The organism is Paradesulfitobacterium ferrireducens (assembly GCF_017310645.1).
GTDB lineage: Bacteria > Bacillota > Desulfitobacteriia > Desulfitobacteriales > Desulfitobacteriaceae > Paradesulfitobacterium > Paradesulfitobacterium ferrireducens.
Genome location: NZ_JAFLRH010000009.1, coordinates 1 through 16,503, shown reverse-complemented (window position 1 = coordinate 16,503; position 16,503 = coordinate 1). Strand labels below are relative to the sequence as shown.

The following is a 16,503-nucleotide window of genomic DNA, read 5'->3' as shown; positions in this document are numbered from 1 at the left end:
ATGCGAGCACTTTTGATTGCCTTTACCTTCTTAACCCGCATCCCCTTTCCCCAGCCTCAAAATGTCACTACAGAAGAGTTTACCCGCTCCCAGCGCTATTACCCGCTGATCGGGCTCTTTCTGGGGGGTATCCTTTGGAGCACAGCGGCCCTTGCCGGAATCTTCTACCCTCCGCTGGCGGTTGCCGCCATCGTACTGGCTCTGGAAATCATTCTGACCGGAGGACTTCATCTGGATGGCTTTATGGACAGCATGGACGGCCTTTTGTCCGCGCGCACGCCCGAGCGCATGTTGGCAATAATGAAAGACAGCCGGGTGGGGGCTCATGCCTCCATCACCCTGGCTGTCCTTTTAATCCTTAAATTTTCCCTAATCGCCAGTTTTGATCCACGCTCTTACTATTTTTTGGTGCTTCCGCCCATGCTTGCCCGCTGGGCTTTCCTGATCGCCGTCATCCACTTTCCTTATGCGCGCAAGGAAGGGTTGGGCAAAGGTTTCCATGAATCTGGGCGCTGGGTTTTTTTTGTGGCAGAAGGAATGATCCTTGCGCTTTTGGTCTATTGGATCTATGGCCTGGCAGGAATCAGCGCCATTCTGAGCGCCCTTGCCTTGGTCACGCTCTTTTCCTGGCGGGTCGCCCGCCTCTTGGGTGGTTTAACCGGGGATATCTACGGAGCCATCATCGAGATAACGGAAGTAGTGGTGTTATTGGTAATTGTCGCTTATCTTTAGTAGGAGTCAGAATTCAGTACTCAGAAGTCAGAATAGAGAATACGTGTACTAAGTATCCCTTATTCTGGCTCCTGTCTCCTGACTACTGACTACTTATATGGTTACTCCCCCATGATAATCTTCCCTTTGCCGCTGTTTTTCCCTTCGTACAGCCGTTGATCCGCTAAGCGGTACAATCCTTCATAAGTATTGGTCTCTCTTGGATACTCAGCCACCCCTATGCTTACCCCTAAACCGTATTCTTCCAGGCTCATGTTCTCCCTCAGTCTTTCAATAATATCGATGGTTTCCGGACCTTTCTTCAGATCTGTAAGAACAAGGGTGAATTCGTCTCCACCGGTTCGGGCCACAATATCTTCTTCCCTCACGGAAGCGCGCAGGTTCTGGGCCAGCTTACGCAAGGCGGCATCCCCGACCGGATGCCCTTTGGTATCATTTAATTGCTTAAACCCATCTAAGTCAAGAATAAGAAAGATAAAACTGGAGTTGCGGCGGGTTGTTCCCGCCATTTCTTCGTGAATGCGCTGCTCAAATCCCTGACGGTTAAGGATTCCGGTCAAGCGGTCCGTTGAGGCCAGCCGCTCTAACTCCCAACGCTGCCGGATGGTTTCCAAGGCAACCCCTAAAACGCGCACAAAGGCTCCCAGGATTTCCTGGCGCTGCTCCAAGGCCTTGGCCCGCGAATCCATCAGCCACAGCTCACCCACCACTCCTGAATGCGTGCGCAAAGGTTCAATCAGGATCTTCTTCCACTTAAAAGGAAGCCTTTCACCGGCACTGTCTTCTCCAAATGAACGCAAGGTAGAATTTTGATGGGGAATATAACTGCTGGACGCGTTGACCAGTCTTAAGACTTCAGCCGTCCAGTTTGTTTCATTATGCCTGAGGCGCCCAAAAGGAGCACGCACTAGCCATGCATCCCCCTCTTGAATCAGGAAAAAGCCGGCTTCAAGATAGAGAATCTCCATGGCCATTTCCCCGGCCTCTGTCAGCAGCTGCTCTTCAGAGTCCGCCTGGACTAAGATCTCCGTCCCCCGTAGGAGCAAAGTTAAAGCCTGCTCCTTATCCCAGGCCGCCAGGAGCAGCTGTTGTTCATATACAAAGGACGAAATGAGAGGCATGAGCTGGTTCAGCCAGTGGATGCTTAATTCGTCAAAAGCCCCCTCTTCTGCACTGAAAAGGGTCAACACTCCTAACAGTTGTCCAAAATGCAGAAGGGGAACACAAAGGAGCTTTTTTAGGTCAAAGGCAAGCAGTTGCCCGGTCCAACTGGAAAAAGGTCCTGGGAATTCATCCCCGGCTTGGATATCCTGTAAAATCATCTTCCGGCGCAAACATTCCTGGGCTCCGGGACCATCCTGGTCAAACATTTTAAAATCCGCTGGGAACACCGTGTCCTTTAAAAAGCGTTCTTGTTCAGGATGCCGGGCGCTAATGGCCAGAGACTGAAACTCCTCATCCCGCCAGAGCCAAATCCCGGCCATAGCTGAGTGAAAAATATCCAGGCTGTAGCGGGTGAGTACTTTCAAGCCTTCTTCCAGGTTTTTCTGATGATTCATTTCCTGGAGCAATCCCAAGATTTCTTCCGGATTCAGTCTATTATTATCACTTATGCTTGAAGGGATAGACACAGGCTTTCTCACCTTTCGCCCTCGAACTGATTGAGCCCAGAAGATATTTGGCAGCCCTGATGTGAAATATAACTCAAGCAACTCTCTTTGAAACCAGGCTATGCGCCATCCTAAGATTTGCGCCTAGTTACTCCCTACTATTTTAGCATATTTTTGATCAAAGTAAGAGATTTTTTTATTTATAGCTTTTCCCTGTTCTTTCCAAGATAAAGTAAGGCAGAAGAGTTCATAAATTCTTCAAATTTTCGCCATACTCTTGTCATAACTGCAGGGTATTCTATAATTGTCCCGGATACGAAAATTAACAATCCGGAGAAGAAATTTTAAGGAGGTCTCACCAATATGAAAAAAAGATTAGCTGCAGGCATACTTACAGCAGCCCTGCTGGTCGGGGGAGCCACGGCCGCCCTCGGAGCCACAGACCCTGACAAACTCAGTGAAATCAAAGGACTATATCAGCAAATGTTCAATCTGCAGAAGGAAATCGCGGACAAAGAAGCGGCAGCCGGGATGATTACGGCTGACCAAGCTACCAACATTAAGAACAATATCGATCTGAAATCCCAGTACAATAGCCAGGCTCTTGACAATGGAATTGTGCCCAATATGGGACTGCGCGGCGGGCGCGGGGGCATCGGGATGGGCATGAACGGCGGCCAGCCGTTGACCCAGGAGCAGATTGATGCCATGAATGCCTTGCATCAACAGCGCCTCGAGCAATACAATGAAGCCGTGAAAAACGGGACGATTACCCCCGGTCAATTTACTCCCGGTTACGGAATGGGTGGCATGCGTGGCAGCCGCTTAGGCGGACAAGGACAGTTTGCTGTTCCGCCGGTTGCCGGCTCCACTTCCAGCAATTAACGAATTTAAAGTCAATCCTAATTCACTAGTAAAGCCCCCTTGTACCAACATGCTAGGGGGCTTTCTCCATATTCAAAACCTGATTTATAACCCGTTTGCTCTTACACCAAATCCCGAGCCACCGTTTTCACCGCTTCCAGAGTCCGGTCGATTTCCGCTTCTGTGGTAAAATGGGACGGACTGAAGCGCACAGTTCCTTGTTCCAGGGTCCCCAGGGTTTTATGGGCATGGGGAGCGCAGTGCAGCCCGGCACGGGCCACAATTCCCGCCGTTTGCTCAAGGGTATAAGCGACAAAGGTTGAGTCAAGATCACCAATATTAAAAGAAACGATCGATGCCTTGGAAGAAGCTCTGAACCCACCGTAGAGAATTAAATGCGGGATTTCTTTTAACCCGTCAATGAGGCGCTGGCACAGGGCCTGTTCACGCTCTTGAATTTGCTTTAGCCCCTGCGCTTTCAAGTAAGACATAGCCGCGCCCAGGCCTGCAATCCCAACTACGTTTAAAGTTCCGCTTTCAAGTGCATCCGGCAAAAAATCCGGCTGCTCGTCTGATTCGGAGACGCTCCCGGTTCCCCCATAAAGGAGCGGTTTTAGCGGCTTTACTTTGGATTTCACGATCAGCCCGCCGGTTCCCTGAGGTCCAAGCAAGCCTTTGTGTCCGGGGAAAGCCAAGAGATCAACCGGAAGCTGCCCCAGGTCGAGGGGAAAGACCCCTGCCGTTTGGGACGCATCCAAAAGGTACAACGCTCCATGCCTGTGTGCAATTCTTCCAATCTGTTCAACCGGCAGCAGAGTACCGGTGACATTGGACGCATGTACGGTCACCACCAGCTTGGTATTACCTTGAAACGCCTGGTCTAATTCAGCCCACGGGAATTCCTGATCAGGATGAACCATTATCTCCGTCACTTCCACCCCCTGATCAGCCAGCACTTTCAGGGGCCGGGTCACCGCATTGTGTTCCAGGGAAGAAGTGATCACATGATCTCCCGGCTGGAGCAGGCCAAAAAGGGCCTGATTCAGGGCATGGGTGGCATTATGAGTGAAAATCACCTGGGTTGGATCATCCGTCCCAAAAAACCGGCACAAATCTTCTCTGACTTGATGCACCAGACGCTGCGCCTTCAGGGAGGCTGCGTGCCCTCCCCGGCCGGCATTACCACCGAGATTCAAAGCCTCCAACATGGCTTGTTGGACCCCAGTCGGTTTCGGCCAGGTCGTGGCCGCATTATCGAGATATATCATTATTCTGGTCTCCTCCTGCTTGCTGAGTTACCCCGCGCAGACCCCGCTCACAGCCAGCGGCTCGTGATCAACCTTTGTCCACAGGTCAAATAACCCTTCCTGCAAGCTCCACTCCGGTTCCCACCCCAGAAGCGCTTTGGCCTTGTCCGGAGAAAGCGCGCTTTTGGCTACTCCCACTTCCCCCTCCGGGATAAAGACGATTTCCGGCTGTCTTGCACTCGCTAGCTTCAGATGCTCAGCCACTTCAAGAATCGTATGCCCGCAGCCGCTGGAAATATTCATAATTTCTCCCGAGAGCTTACTGTGACATGCCAAATAATTGGCCCTGGCCACATCATATACCGATACAAAATCCCGGCTTTGGCTGCCATCGCCGTTTATAACCAGGGGTAAGCGGTTTTGAATACGCCGGGCAAAAACCCGGCATACCCCTTTGGGATAGCTGTCTTTGCGATAAGGTCCATAGACATTGGCGTAGCGCAAGGCCAGCCACGGTATTTCCCAACGGCTGCCCCAGAGTTCCAAATACCGTTCAGCCGTCAGCTTGCCCAGCCCATACGGAGAACAGGGTGCCGGAGGTTCGTGCTCGCGCACGACCCCGGGATTGGCCCCATATACGGACGCCGAAGACGCGAACACAAAGCGCACCTGTCCTAAGGAACGGCATAACTCTAAGAGCCGCAGTGTTCCTTCGACATTCACCCGCAGGTCATCCTGCGGGCATTCCCAGGAAGCCTCAACATCAACGCGGGCCGCCAGGTGGATGACGGCCTGGGGTTTGAACCGGTGCAAAACCTCTGCCGCTTGTTCCGAAAAAATATCCGCCTTCAACCAGCGTACCGGTGCAGGCGGCCGGACGTGACCGGCGCTTAAATCATCAATTACCAAAACCTCATCCCCGGCATTCACCAGGTGATTGACCGTATGACTGCCGATGAACCCGGCCCCTCCTGTCACTGCGATGCGCACACTTATTCCTTCCTTTCCGACTCCGTATCTTGTCCTGAAATCAAAGCATAAACTTCTTCATAAGCCAGAACCATCTTCTCCAGCGAGTATTCCCTCCGGCACATGGCAGCGCCCTGTTCTCCCAGGCGCCTGCGCACATCCGGGCTGCGTAAGCTCTCCAGGGCGGCTTGCGCTTGCCTGTGCTCCCCGGTTTGATAGAATAAGACAGATGCTTCTTCTCCCCCTGTGGACTTAAACATTTTTACCAGCCCCGGCAAGGCCGGAGCCACGACCGGGACTCCCAGACTCAGGCTTTCGAGTACAGCCAAAGGCATCCCTTCCGAACGCGAGCTTAGAAATAACACATCGATACCGGCGAGGGCTGACTCAATATCTTCGGTTTCTCCCTGGAACAGAATCCGCCCCGGGCAAGCCGCATTCAGCTCTTTTATTCGGGTCGGTTCTCCCCCGCCAAACCACACAAAAAAGGTATCTGTCCCTAGAGCATGCTTGCCCAGATAATCCTTGGCGGTCTCCAGCCAAAACTCAGGGTTTTTAATCCAAGCCACCCGTGCCAGATTACCAATGACGTAAGCCTGAGGCGGTATACCCAGGGACTGTCTCATCTTCTCTCTCTGAACCGCGGTTTTTTCCGGTGCATCCCGCATCATGACGCCGTTTGGAATGACTTTAACCAAGCAGGGACGCCGGTTCACTCCCCCCGAGCCGTGCTTAAGCCATCCCTGAGCCTTGCCCGCATCATAATCTGCGGGATTGACAAAAACGAGGGCGCTGGTTCGCCGGGCCAAATAGCTCTCGATCGCGTGATATAAGATTCTTTTCCAGCGCGGGTGGTCCGGGCTGACCCCAAAACCATGTACGCTAAAACATACCGGCACCTGATACCGCGGGGCCAGCAGGCGGGCGAGCGCTCCGGCCTTGCTCGAATGAGCATGGACGAGATCATAGCCCCGCATGAGTTCGTGCCGGAGCGCTAAGCCCGCCCGCACATCATCTAGTCCAAGACCTCTCTGCAAGAACCGGTTCTTCACTACCTTGATCCCGGACTGTTCCAGCTCTCTGACCAACCTGCCGTCTTCCCCGCACATTACCGTCACCGTCCGCCCAAGCTTGCGCTGAGCCAGAGCCAGTTGGTAAACGACCTTCTGGGCCCCGCCCCATTCTGAACGCGTAATGACATGGAGAATATTCAAGCTAACGACCCTTTCTCAATATAATCGAGGGAATCGTGGCCAGAAGAACCCTTGTTTCCTCCCACAGCCCCTGACGGCGCAAATGCTGGAGGTCAAAAGAGAGCTTGGCTTCAGGACTGGCATCATACCCGGCCTGTATTTGCGCTTCCCCTGTCAGTCCGGGTGGGATAAGATGACGTAATTCATACCCCGGAAATTTCTTGATAAATTTTATAACAAAATCAGGGCGTTCGGGCCGCGGACCGACCCAATTCATTTCCCCGCGTACAATGTTTACCAGCTGGGGCAATTCATCCAAATGCGTGTGCCGGAGGAAGCGGCCTACTCTCGTGATCCGGCTGTCCTGCTCGCGGCAAAAAACCGGACCGCTCTCTGCCTCCGCATCAACCACCATCGTGCGGAATTTCCAGAGGACAAATGGTTTTCCTCTATACCCGACCCGTTCCTGTTTATAGATTACCGGACCTTGCGAATCAAGGCGAATAGCCAAGGTCACCAGCAGCAGCAGCGGAGAAGCCAGGATTAATAAGAGGAAAGCTGCCGCTCTTTGCAGCCAGAACCAGCGGTTCCGGCGCTCCGTTCCGGGAATGGGAAAAAAGATTAAGGGAATGTCCCCCAGCGGAACCGGGGCAGCCAGCAGGGATTCATACACTCCGGGAACAACCGCGGTCCGGATCTGGCGTTTCAAGGCCAGAAGCAAGGCTTTTTCCCGTTGTTCCAGCGATAAATCCGCGCCCAAAACCAGCAGGCTCAGGTGCCAGCCCTTACATTCGACAGCTTGGTCTCCCAATATTCCATGGTCATCAAGTATTCTTGGGTCTTTAAGGAGCTGCTCCAATTCCTTTTCCGAAGAAACCGCAAGCACTGAAGCAGGAGCATAGGCGGCACTCAGACCGTGCCTTAACCCCTCATCGGGAATATGCGAATAGAGCAGGATTACCTTGTCTTTGACCGTTCCATGTTTGAATTTGCCATCCTGTACCATGCTCTCCATGCCCCCGTTAATCCCCCTGCCCGCTGCCGGCTTCTGAATAAACCTGTTCGTAGCTGTCCAGACAATGATCCCAGGTGCGTGCGGCCACTCTCGACCGGCCTAAAGCTATCATCGCCTCTTTTTGCCGGGAAGTTAAGGCCAGGAATTCTTTAAGCGCGCGTGCCAACCCGGCGGCTGAAGGCTCGGCTAGGATTCCGGCCCCACCCGCAAGCAGGGGGGGGATTCCGCCGACTTCTGCTGCCAGCACCGGTTTGCCCCGGGCCATTCCCTCCAAGAGTGTCAGCGGTTCTCCTTCGCGCCGGGAAGGGAGCACCAGCAAATCGATTTCGTGCATCACCTGCCAAGGATTAGTGAGAAAGCCGTAAAAAACAACCTCCTGCCCGCAGGTTATGCCTTCTTGTTCCAGTTTAGTACGCTCGGGCCCGTCTCCGGCGATTAAAGTCTTAACCCTTACTCCTTCCTGAGCCAGCATCCCCAAAGCCTTAAGCCAGAGATCAAGCCCTTTTTCCGGCGCCAGGCGGGCAATAATCCCTACCGTAAGATACTGCGAATCAGTTTGGGTGCCACGCTTAAAGGCTGGATGCTGAATATTCGCAGGGGTTGGCTCTATTTCCACCGCATTCGGGATATAATAGGCACTAGTCAGTTGTGCCAGTGCCGGCGAAACCGCGCAGCGCTTGAGTCTTAAGGATTTAAGCAAAAACCGGGTGAGCTTTAGCTTCCAGGCCGGGCTCCCGTGAAGGGTAAGCACCGTCCCGGCCTCAATCCCGCCCAGGCGTTGGATGACTCTTAAGAAAAAGGCCAAAGGAGCGGTGTGCACGTGCACGATATCATAGTTTTGGCTTCGTAAAAGATAATAGAGTTGGCGCCAGACCACCGGAAACAGCCATTTCCACTTGGCTGAGAGCGGAAGGTCAATCACTTCCAGACCGGCTTCCCTGAGTTTGGGGCCAAAGATTCCGCCGCCGGCGATCACTGTCACCCGGTGTCCCCGCCGCTGCAGCCCCTGAGCCAAATGGCAAACCATTTTTTCCGCCCCGCCAATACTTAGCTGGCTCGTGATCAGGGCAATGTTCATCCCTGGCCCACCGAACGGCGGGCAATCTTCCCGCTGGAAAGTTTGGGCAGACTCTCGACCTGCTCCCACTCGCGCGGAATCTTATAATCTGCCAGGTACCGGCGGCAAAACTCACGCAGTTCCGGCAGGTGCAAGGCGCCCACTGCCACAAAATACGCTTTCCCGATTTCTCCCTTGGTCGGATGGGGCACACTCACGACGGCTGCCTCTTTTATCCCGGGATAGGACAATAAGACATCTTCCACTTCCCGCGGGGAATATTTAAGTCCCCCGCTGTGAATCAGGTCTTTGATCCGCCCTTCGATAAAGAGGTACCCATCCTGGTCAAAGCGGGCTAAATCCCCGGTTCTGAGCCATCCGTCCCGGAGCGCGGCCGCCGTTAGATCCGGCCGGTCCAGGTACCCGCGCATCACATTGGCTCCGCGGTACCACAACTCCCCGATTTGACCCTGGGGCAGTTCCCGGCCCTGAGGGTCGCAAATCTTGGCTTCTACCATAGGAGCGGGCTGCCCGACCGACCCCGTTTTCTTGTTCAGGGGATTTTCAAAGGCTACACACCCTTCCGATAAACCATATTGCTGATACACCGGCACTTGAAACAGCTGCTCAAATTTTTCTTCCCAGTGACGGTAGAGGTAAGCACCTCCGGTATTGACTCCCCTTAAAGCCAGCTTAGCCGGAATCTCATGTTCTTCCAGCTCAGTTAAAAGTCCGATCAGAGTAGGCACAAGCCAGGCAAACGTCACCCCGGTGTCTTCAAAACAGCGCACCATCTGGCGCGGATGCACACTTTCTTCGACCACGATCTCTGCACCCACGCTTAAAGCCAGAATCAGCCGGTCCGGCCGAAACACAAACGGGATTCCCAGGTAAAAAACGTCCCCCGCCTGGGCATAATGCCCCGGACACCCCACCCGGCACAACATATTGGCATGGGTTAAGGTTACCGCTTTTGGTTCACCTTGAGACCCGGATGTAAAGCGCAGGTGGGCCAGACCCGGTTCGGGCCGCCGCGCGGGTACAGACGGAGTATTGCTTTGCCACGTCCAAGCATGGCCGGTCCAGAGCCCGATATGAACGACTGAAGATCCCTCGACCGCCATGCGTGCTTCTTCCCAAGCCGCTACATCCGTCAGAAACCATTTTGGTTTTACCAGCTCCAGAATTCTGACCAGCTCACGCCCGGTAAGCCGGAGGGCCACCGGAGCCGCAACTCCGTCCGCCCTGGCTACCCCCCCATAAGCAGCCAAATAGCCGTAATGATTGCCGAATCTCAGCAAGACAAAATCCCCGGGAGCCAACCCTTGATGCTTGAGTTCACGGGCTAATGCCTTTCCGTCTTGCCCCCACTCACCATAGGTACAGCGCATGCGGCGGCTGTAATCGTGAAACAAGAAATGTTCGGGAAATTCATCACAAATACGCTCAATAAAAGCTCCGACAGTGTCTGCCCCCGCACTCACACGATTTCATCCTTCCTGTCATTTTTAAGGGTTGACCACAGCTTCTCTTCAATGAGCGTATGGCCGGCGACACTGATATGCTGCCCATCTAGCCATAACGCCTCATTGCCCATCTTCTGCAGGTCAGGGTAAATATCGCACACCTCATAACAATCGGAAAATCGCAAGACCAGCTCGCGCACGCGCTCTAAATTAGCCTGCCCCCGTACAAAAAATTCCCCATTGGCCGGAGTAGGGGTAAGCACAATCACCCGGGCCGGGCTTTGTTTTAAAAGCCGGCTGATTTCCTGCCAGACTTCCTCAATGCGGGACCAGTTTTCCCGGTGCCCCCCGAGCAGCAGGATTCCTGCCCTTTTGGCGATCCAGTAAGCTCTGCCCTGATTCGCCGGTTTCCAAGCCGTGGGGGCGAACCAGTTTAAGGCCGGATCCTCTGCTTTGTTTTCCCCGCTGAAGCCCAGACGTCTTAAGGTCCGGTCCCAGGTAGGCAAGACTAAAGCAGCCTGGATGTTGACAATAATCACATCCGGAAAACGAGCCAAAACATCCCGGCAGGCTTCAAGCAAAGAATCCCAGCGCGCCGCATACGGCACTAAATCAAAATGCACGTCACGCGATTCTTTGCGCCAGCGTTTCCAAAGCCTGCGGACAAAACCGTATTGCACCCCATGGGGCTTGCCCACAAGATGGCAGCCGCCGATAAATACTACTTTCATGCTCATCTCCATCACTGCATAATTAAAGTACTCAGTAGTCAGAATTCAGTACTCAGAATAAAGCTTAGTTCAGTCCAAAAATATATGTGAATACATAGACTTCCTCTATCTTTAACTTCGACAAACCAAAAATAAATCCTGCCAAAAGGCAGGATTAGGCTATTCTAAAACGTTATTTTTTAGTAAGAGATTCTTATTACCCTTCCTGATGACCATTCCCGATTACCCTTGGTTATTACCCTTAATATCTTTACCTCCGGGTTATTTGAGCCAGCTCAAGCGCGTCTTCCTGATAAATCCGGTTTAGAAGCCACTTATTTCCTTCCCAGATAAATTCCCAGAACTCCGTAAAGTAGAGCCGTTTCTCTTCGTCTCCGGCTATTGTGCGCCCGGAAGCATCAATAGTATAGTCAATTAAACTGGCGGAGAGCATGGCCACAAATTTTTCCCCGCTTTCACTGAGCGTGCTGTCAATAAACTCAATGTCATCCGGGTTCAGCACCGGTTCCTTAATCAGGTTGCGTTCCCCGCGCGTACGCATGTGTTCGAGATCGGCGCGGTATTTCTCACTCAAAGGAATGGCCAGGTACTCCGCCCCTTCACTGAGATCCTGTCTGCTCCAGGCATCCTGAAACCAGAAGAAAACCTGGCGGATGCGGCCGTTTAGATAGGCGCGGTCCCAGCGGGGAAACGTCTGGGCAAAATACTGCATGTTGTCCCGGGTGAAGGATATGGCCTGGGCAAAGCGCCGCATGTTATCCGCATTGGAAATCGGACGGCCGTTTATATCCACGGGGTCTGAGAAGGTATTCCGATTCTCCCAGGTATTCGGATTCTCCCAAGATTTCGGATTCTCCCTAGATTTCGGGCTCTGCCATGTATCCTGTTTGCGGCCAAACGGAGGAAAGACCATGTTCTCGCCGAAACCCCCATAATGGCTGCCGCCTCTCCCGAAACCGCCTTCGCCCCTGTAGCCCCCCCCGCGCCACTTGCGCGAGGCGCGCATGGCTTTAAAGACTAAATACAGGATGACCATGATAAACAGGAATCCGAATAAACCGGCGAAAATCGAACCCCCGGAATACCCTGTCCCGCCGATGAAAAATGGGAACGGAAACGGAAAGAACCCCCCCGTATAGCTGCGCCCGGAAAATCCTCCGGAGAAGCCTCCTCCTGAAAAGGTGCCGCCGGAAAAAGAGCCGCCGCTGAATGAACGGCCCGCGCTCCCGCCGAGGCTGCCCCCTTTGCCGCCGCCCGCTCGGGCCAAGACTAAAGTCGCTTGGCTAATAAGCAAAATTAATGTTGTTAAGGTTATTCCGAATCCCTTTCTCCACTTATCCACTGCTTTCACCTACTTGCGGCCAATTTCTGTCTTATTCTTTCCCTAGTTCGGCTTTGAGTTTAGCCAGCTCGTCTTCCACTTCGGCATTGGCTTTATTCTTTTCCAATTCCTCGAATTGATCTTCAAGCGAATTTCCGGTGGAAAGCATGGTTTTGGAAGCTTTGGCTTCCGCTTCCGCCCGCTCCACCCGTTCTTTCATGCGGTCGATATCAGCCAGCGGGTCACGGGTAGATACGCCCGAAATCGCCTCATTAGCCCGCTTCATGGTCTGGGCCCGGCGCTGGCGCATGACCAGGTTGTTGCGCTCCAGCTTTGCTTTTTCCAGCTTCTCAGTCAGAATGCGCAGGTTCTCCTGCAGGTCGGCCACAGCCTGTGCCTGATCCGCCAGTTGCTGTTCGTAGTCCTGTAAGCTTTGCTCGGCGTCTTTTTTTAGGGTTAACGCGGTGCGTGCCAAGTCATCTTTTCCTTGGGCCACAGCCAGCTTGGCTTGTTCCGTGCGTTGGGTGATGTCTTTGCGCAAGATTTCGATCCGTTCTTCCAGTTGGATTTTATCTGCAACCGCTCGGTTTACCTGGATCTGAAAGTTGCGCACTTCTTCCGTAGCCCGCGCTACGTATAAGTTAAGCATTTTCTCCGGATCCTCATTCTTATTCACGATATCCATAATGTTTGCCTGCAATAAATCTTTTACTCTGCTAAATAAACCCATGGTACCTTTCCCCCTTAATTTTCATTCATTGAATTAACCGTCAATTTAGACCCCTGTTAATTATCACTTAATGCAATCATCGTTATGCCTGCTTTTTAAAACCAAATCCAGCTTAAAATTAAAACCCCATTTTACATATTCTCCCCCCTCCCTGAAAATTCCTTTCACCTTCAGCTTAAAAATATAAAAAGACCTCACCTCCAATGGGCAAGGTCTTGCAACCGCTTCGCTTGGGATAGGCCGGATTCCTAAAGGAACCGTTTTGACGACACTATCCACGGTATCGCTACCGCTTGCTACTCCCCTTATTCCGAAATGAACTATCTAACATCTTTTATTTTAGGTAATAAGTTGTCGCTTGTCAAGTCCGAATTAGAAAAACTGAATTAGAAAAACTTTTTCGGTAAAAAAATTTTTCCTTAATACCGGAAATCTTTAAGTTCCCTTATTACCGGAAATCTTTAAGTTCCCTTAATACCGGAAATCTTTAAGTTCCTCTGCCGGAATATCAAACACCAAGCCGTTATTCGGCAGTGCCTCTGTCCGGAAATATCCGGGAACATCATTAAAAGCTGCACCTATTCCCGCTTCAGCATTGAAAGCCTGCTCTGCCTTCAAAATATCACGGGCCTGGGCAATTAACATCTCCTCCGTGATCTTCTCCCCGCTAAAGGCACTCGCCAATGAGGCAAATACCGGCATATTGTCCGGGAGCGGACCCACAAAGATACATACCCCCAGCATATCACAGACCATGGTCCAAATTTGCAGATTGCGCGACAAGTCAACCTGTCCGTCCACCTGATCCGGTTTTAGCCCGCCCCGGCCGGGAAGTGCATTCCCGGCAGTGTGGTCCGCCCCCATAGTCGAGGTGGCATAGGTAACGCCGGTTCCTTTGAGAGCACGCGGGTCGTATGCGGACATCGACTGCCCTTTCACCGCCGGCACCCGTTCTACGCCCAAAACCCGGCCGGTAACAGTCGCTCCCTGACCAAGAATCCGGCCTAAGCTTCCATGATGCGCTACCTCTGTCACCGCAGCGGTCATGCGTTCAAAATCGCCGAAGGGCAGAGCGCCACCTTCCATCGCCACTCCTAAGGCCACTCCCATTTCCATGGTATCGATCCCCAAATCATCACACAGCCGATCCAGGCGGGCGATCCCGTCCAGGTCATTTAAGCCGCAGTTGGAACCCAAAAGGGCGATGGTTTCATATTCAAGTCCGGAAGTAACATAGTTCCCTTCGGCATCATGAAAGATATTGGAACAGCGGATGGCACACCCCCTGGAACAGGCATGGCCGGTGGAACCGCCCCGCTCCGTACAGAGCTGATGCAGTTTCTCCCCTCCGATGTCATCCGCCCGGTCATTATGCCCACTGGAAAAATTACGGGTGGGCAAGCCGCCGACAGCATTGATAGCATTGACCAGCATGGCGGTGCCATAAGTGGTAAGCCCTTTCTTAGACTCGCTTAAAGCTTTGGCGAAATCCTTGGCCTTTTCCTTGAACTCACCGTTATGGACCGCCTCCACAATAAGCTTGTCCGGCCGCTCAAGCACGATGGCTTTAATTCCCTTACTCGCCAGGACTGCTCCCATGCCTCCCCTGCCGGCATGGCGGGCGGGCCGGCCTTCCATATCGCTCACAGCTACGGTCGCAATGGCAGCTCCTGCTTCCCCCGCCGGGCCCACTGAAATGACAGCGATCTTGTCTCCATATTCTGCTCTCAGCTTTTCTACGGCCTCATAATTTCCTAGACCCGCCAAATTGTCTTTCGTTTCGAATTTTACGCCTGTACCATTAATGTGCAATACCCAGGCATGTTTTTCCTGGGGCAATCCTTCAATTACGAGTGCCTTAATACCATGGCCAGCCAGGTATTGCCCGGCTAAGCCCCCGACATTGCTTTCCTTAATAGTGCCCGTAAGCGGGCTCTTCGCTCCAATCGACGTTCTTCCGGTGGACGGGGCACTGGTTCCTGTAAGCAGCCCGGGCGCAATAATTACTTTATTTTCCTCACCGAGAGCATAGCATCCCGGGTTTACTTCCGCAGCCAAAAACATGGAAGTAAGCCCCCGGCCTCCCAGGCCGGCATAATTTGATGGCACCGGTTCTATCTTCGCTTCCTGGCTCGTCATATTGATTCGGACAAAATGCATGTGTCTCTCCCCTTCCCTTCTTTACCCAGCAGAGTTGAATTGCGGTCCTAGTCCTTTGTTATTATTTCTGCGGCAAGTCCGAACTTCCTTCTCATTGTTAACAATATTAAGGAAAGTTTGAGAGATTCCCTACATAGCGATCCGGTAGAGCTCCTCGATGTCTTTCAAGGTGGTCTGGCGCGGATTGACGAGCACATTCCCGCTCTTCATGGCATCGACGGCCATATGGTGGATCAGCTCTTCTTTTACACCCACAGCGGTCAGATTTTTGGGAATGCCGATCTCATTGGAAAGCTGCCGGATTTCCTCAACCAAGGTGGCCGGTGTAAACCCTTCGATGACTTTTCCATCTTTAATATAGTTAAAGATCTTGCGGTATTTCCCTTTATCAGCCAGAGCATTAAACTCTAAGACCGTAGGCAAGAGCACCGCGTTGGCAATTCCGTGGGCAATCCCGAAGAATCCACCCAGAGGATGAGCCATGGCGTGAACATCACCCAGGCGTGCCCAGGCAAAAGCAATTCCGGCAAACATACTTCCAAGCAGCATACCCGAGGCAGCGTCAATGTCTGCACGGTTGGCTACAAATAACCGGATATTTTTTCCGATAAGCTCCATCGCTTTCTCCGCCATATCATCGGAGAAGGGAGAGGCCGCGCGTGAAATATAGGCTTCGATGGCATGGGTTAAAGCATCCATGCCGGTGGAAGCGGCAACCAGCGGAGGAAGGGTGGTGATTAACTCCGGGTCAAGCAGAGCCACGGCGGGAATGACTTTATCCGTAAAGACCGTGAGCTTATAATTTTTACTGCGGTCGGTGATCACCGCAAAGGGAGTCACTTCGCTCCCTGTACCCGCTGTCGTCGGAATGGCAATGACAGTGGCCGGATTTTCTTTGACTTTATACGCACCTTCGTACTCCTGAATCTTACCACCGTTTACTACCAAGACGGCAATCGCTTTGGCCGTATCCATGGGACTGCCCCCTCCGAGGCAAACAATTCCATCCAGGTTATGTTGTTTATACATCTTTACGCCTTTGTCCACCGTTTCCGTGGAAGGATTGGCTTCAACGTCCAGGTAAGTCACGCAGCCAATCCCATTCTCTTCTAAGATGGCCGTAACCTTGCCGACAAACCCTGCTGCTTCGAGACCACGGTCTGAAACCAGCAGGACTTTTCCGAGTCCTTTCTCTTGAACAATACCCGGCAGCTTTGCCAGACTTCCGGCGCCGAAGATTACTTCTCCTGGAATCTTAAAAGAAAACGGTTGAAAAGACATGATAAATTCCTCCTCGTACTATAATGATTTTAGATTAAAAACAGGGCGTGAGCCCTTGGTACATTTAGGTTTTTGGCTCTTTGAAAACTAAATAAGATATTGCGGGATTCATGGAATTCCTGAATAA

General features: G+C 52.5%; 14 protein-coding genes. 2 read left to right on the top strand and 12 right to left on the bottom strand.

The window, feature by feature from the left end:
- Positions 1-732, top strand: a complete 732-nt coding sequence (gene cobS / locus J0X21_RS03330) for an adenosylcobinamide-GDP ribazoletransferase (RefSeq protein WP_206810711.1) — start codon at positions 1-3, stop codon at positions 730-732.
- A gap of 101 nt (positions 733-833) precedes the next feature.
- Here cobS and J0X21_RS03325 read toward each other — a convergent pair whose 3' ends face one another.
- Entirely contained in the window at positions 834-2,363 is a 1,530-nt protein-coding gene (locus J0X21_RS03325) for a sensor domain-containing diguanylate cyclase (RefSeq protein ID WP_328812166.1), read from the bottom strand.
- A 342-nt stretch (positions 2,364-2,705) separates the two neighbouring features.
- On the opposite strand from J0X21_RS03325, the gene J0X21_RS03320 reads away from it, so the two are divergent.
- Positions 2,706-3,227 carry a DUF2680 domain-containing protein gene (locus J0X21_RS03320; RefSeq protein ID WP_206810710.1) on the top strand — a complete coding sequence of 174 codons (522 nt, stop codon included), beginning with the start codon at positions 2,706-2,708 and terminating at the stop codon, positions 3,225-3,227.
- A gap of 101 nt (positions 3,228-3,328) precedes the next feature.
- On the opposite strand, the gene J0X21_RS03315 is transcribed toward J0X21_RS03320, so the two are convergent.
- The 11 genes from J0X21_RS03315 to J0X21_RS03265 form a co-directional block, all read right to left on the bottom strand.
- Positions 3,329-4,474, bottom strand: a complete 1,146-nt coding sequence (locus tag J0X21_RS03315; protein ID WP_206810709.1) for an aminotransferase class V-fold PLP-dependent enzyme — start codon at positions 4,472-4,474, stop codon at positions 3,329-3,331.
- 27 nt (positions 4,475-4,501) lie between these two features.
- The gene (locus J0X21_RS03310; RefSeq protein WP_206810708.1) at positions 4,502-5,443 is read right to left on the bottom strand and encodes an NAD-dependent epimerase/dehydratase family protein; all 942 of its coding nucleotides are present in this window, start codon (positions 5,441-5,443) and stop codon (positions 4,502-4,504) included.
- A 2-nt stretch (positions 5,444-5,445) separates the two neighbouring features.
- Complete coding sequence (locus tag J0X21_RS03305) at positions 5,446-6,636, bottom strand: glycosyltransferase (protein WP_206810707.1); 1,191 nt, start codon at positions 6,634-6,636, stop codon at positions 5,446-5,448.
- A 1-nt stretch (position 6,637) separates the two neighbouring features.
- Positions 6,638-7,630, bottom strand: coding sequence for a sugar transferase (locus J0X21_RS03300; RefSeq protein WP_206810706.1), 993 nt, complete (start codon positions 7,628-7,630; stop codon positions 6,638-6,640).
- A 7-nt stretch (positions 7,631-7,637) separates the two neighbouring features.
- The gene (locus J0X21_RS03295) at positions 7,638-8,708 is read right to left on the bottom strand and encodes a glycosyltransferase family 4 protein (protein ID WP_206810705.1); all 1,071 of its coding nucleotides are present in this window, start codon (positions 8,706-8,708) and stop codon (positions 7,638-7,640) included.
- Positions 8,705-10,171, bottom strand: coding sequence for a class I adenylate-forming enzyme family protein (locus J0X21_RS03290; protein ID WP_206810704.1), 1,467 nt, complete (start codon positions 10,169-10,171; stop codon positions 8,705-8,707). The genes J0X21_RS03295 and J0X21_RS03290 overlap by 4 nt, the downstream gene beginning before the upstream one ends.
- Positions 10,168-10,884, bottom strand: a complete 717-nt coding sequence (locus J0X21_RS03285; protein WP_206810702.1) for an SGNH/GDSL hydrolase family protein — start codon at positions 10,882-10,884, stop codon at positions 10,168-10,170. The genes J0X21_RS03290 and J0X21_RS03285 overlap by 4 nt, the downstream gene beginning before the upstream one ends.
- Before the next feature lie 250 nt (positions 10,885-11,134).
- The gene (locus J0X21_RS03280) at positions 11,135-12,226 is read right to left on the bottom strand and encodes a hypothetical protein (protein ID WP_206810701.1); all 1,092 of its coding nucleotides are present in this window, start codon (positions 12,224-12,226) and stop codon (positions 11,135-11,137) included.
- Between the two features lie 31 nt (positions 12,227-12,257).
- On the bottom strand, positions 12,258-12,935 hold the full coding sequence (locus J0X21_RS03275) for a PspA/IM30 family protein (protein WP_206810699.1): 678 nt from the start codon (positions 12,933-12,935) through the stop codon (positions 12,258-12,260).
- A 471-nt stretch (positions 12,936-13,406) separates the two neighbouring features.
- The gene (locus J0X21_RS03270; RefSeq protein ID WP_206810695.1) at positions 13,407-15,095 is read right to left on the bottom strand and encodes an aldehyde ferredoxin oxidoreductase C-terminal domain-containing protein; all 1,689 of its coding nucleotides are present in this window, start codon (positions 15,093-15,095) and stop codon (positions 13,407-13,409) included.
- 129 nt (positions 15,096-15,224) lie between these two features.
- Entirely contained in the window at positions 15,225-16,376 is a 1,152-nt protein-coding gene (locus J0X21_RS03265; RefSeq protein ID WP_206810694.1) for an iron-containing alcohol dehydrogenase, read from the bottom strand.
- Positions 16,377-16,503 lie beyond the last annotated feature (127 nt).